Annotated in this window: 2 protein-coding genes; both read right to left on the reverse strand. The window is 27.2% G+C overall.

Features of this window, described 5'->3' with window-relative positions:
* Positions 1-107: 107 nt before the first annotated feature.
* Complete coding sequence (locus B0A57_RS11715) at positions 108-767, reverse strand: RloB family protein (RefSeq protein WP_238326984.1); 660 nt, start codon at positions 765-767, stop codon at positions 108-110.
* 10 nt (positions 768-777) lie between these two features.
* Positions 778-2,130, reverse strand: a complete 1,353-nt coding sequence (locus tag B0A57_RS11720) for an AAA family ATPase (RefSeq protein ID WP_038466458.1) — start codon at positions 2,128-2,130, stop codon at positions 778-780.
* Between the last annotated feature and the right edge of the window lie 247 nt (positions 2,131-2,377).

Genomic DNA, 2,377 nt, shown 5'->3' on the forward strand with positions numbered 1-2,377 from the left:
ACTTTGTGTTATACTGCCTTCTTGTACTTTTAAAGTTAGGGCTTTATCGAAAGTTTAGTGCTTACAAATCCCCAACTCCTTAAAGCCGCGAAAAGTTAGCTACAATGTCAGACCTGTTGAGTCATGTTTTTTGCTTTTTCTAATTGATTACCAATAAAGTTTACTATTATTTCTGCTAAATTATGGACTTCTGTTGAAAATAATTTAGGCTGATTATGTTCAATTTCGAAATTCTCTAATGAATTCTTAATTGCTTCTTTTATTTCAATTGGCATAGATCTATTGTCAAATCCTCCTTTAATTTTTGTATTAACATACTCTTTAAAGCTAGCAGAATTTAATACATCTTCACTTTCTGGTTTATCATTATGAAAATGATAATATTGCCAAAGTTCAAAACAAGGATTACTTTGTGCAACTTCCCATGGATTTTCGTTACAATATTGATCTAAACAAAATTTCTTCAAAATATTAATTTTGTCTCCCTCATTCCACCTATCCGTATCAATAACAAACCAAACTTCGTCTTTATACTCTTTACTTAACTCATATTTTATACAAGTATCTTCATCTCCAAAAAAAAGCAAACTTGCGTTTTCTTTTAGTTTAACTGGGTCAGATTGACCATTTGTATTAGGTATCGGTATTACATCAATATTAGAAGATAATCCTGAAAAATATTTAAAATACTTAAATTCAGTATCTTGACCTTCACAAAATATATATATTTTTTTTGCATCAGTATTAACCTCTACTTTCTCATACAACTTATTTCTACTAAGATACCTCATACTTATGCCAATTTAAATCTTGCAATCTTGTTAAAAAAGGTATTCCTCCATATCTACCATTTAAATATCCGTTTTCAATATTTGCAGTATTATGAATATTAAAATCACTTAAAGAGTATAACTTAGAAGAACCATCAATATCTTTTTGTGCAAACCATATTTCATCAGGTCTTAAAATCTCTTGATCAAGAAGAGATGACTCGTGAGTGGTAAAAATTAATTGTCCTTTTGCATTTTTATCTAATGAAATCTTTGAAATAATTTCTTTAATTGTTATCGGGTGTATACTTCTTTCTATTTCATCAATTAAATACACACTCTCTTGATGTAAAATACTATGAATAGCAGGTATGTAATCTATTAACCTCTTTGTCCCATCTGACTCTAATCCAACTTCAAACTCTACTTCATTGCCTTTATCATTTAAATGCGATGTAACTAGTCTTTTTATAAAAATTTCATCTTCTTCATAAACTAAAGTAGCTTCTTCACCTGTTTCTGAATTCTCAATAACAATTTGATTGTCTGGAGATTTCTTGATTTTGTCAGTAATAAGGTCTATTTGCTCTTTATTACTTGTAAAATCAATAAATTTCTTTTTTATAGTTTTTAGTTTAGATATACCAGTATTTAAACTAGGTATAAAAGTATTTGCAAAGTCACTTAAATCATTATTTACATCAATTAGATGAGCTAATATTCCTGGTTTAGCATCAGGCTTAATTATTACTAATAGTTTGTCAAACCAAAAAAATACATTTTCGATATCTTCAAAATCATTCTTATATTTTGCATTTAAAAAAGAAATTAATAATTCATCTTTTTGTAATAATTTTTCAGCTAATACATCAACAAAAAGCTTATTTTTCTCATTATCAGTATATCCGTCAAAGAAATTTATTGATTGAATATCATTTTCATAATTTCTTTCAAATATTAATATATCTTTTTCTTTTTTACTTTCTGCTAAGTATTCATTAAATATAATTCCATCCTTAAAACTTATGGAATAATAATAAAACTTTTCTCTTACAAAAAACTCTATACCTATAGATGAAGGCTCCTTATTTGAATTTTCTTCTTTCAACTTAAATTCAAAATCTTTATATGGTAGTAGTTTACCTTCATCAACTATCATACTTTCAAGTAAGGACACTACTTTAATCAAATTTGATTTTCCTGATCCATTTGCCCCATAAATAGCGCTTAACCTCAAGATATCAAAGTCATTTTTCTTAACTTTATGATGTGATAACCTTTGGGTTTTATTTGGAAATAAATTAAACTCGGTTTCTTCCTTAAAAGAAAATAAATTCTTAGCAACAATTCTAATTAACATTTTGATTACGTTAAAAGTTCACGGCAAAGGTAGTTAAAATATACAATAAACAAACTTTTAAAAGAAATAAAATAAAGAAATCGTTAAAAACTAACGGGAAAGACACTGTAGCTAACAGGCGTAGCTGTTGCACAACCCTAAATTTTTGAAAAACATTTACAAAAACCATAAAAAACAGCCTCGTTTAATCCGTTTTAAGCGAGGTTTATTTTTGGGTTAAGTTCAATGTTGTAAAATTTTGATGCCT

The organism is Flavobacterium psychrophilum DSM 3660 = ATCC 49418 (assembly GCF_002217405.1).
GTDB classification, from domain to species: Bacteria; Bacteroidota; Bacteroidia; order Flavobacteriales; family Flavobacteriaceae; genus Flavobacterium; species Flavobacterium psychrophilum.

What these genes read in the sequence shown, in the direction of transcription:
- B0A57_RS11720 (WP_038466458.1), bottom strand. Translation starts at nt 2,130, where the DNA reads ATGTTAATTAGAATTGTTGCTAAGAATTTATTTTCTTTTAAGGAAGAA.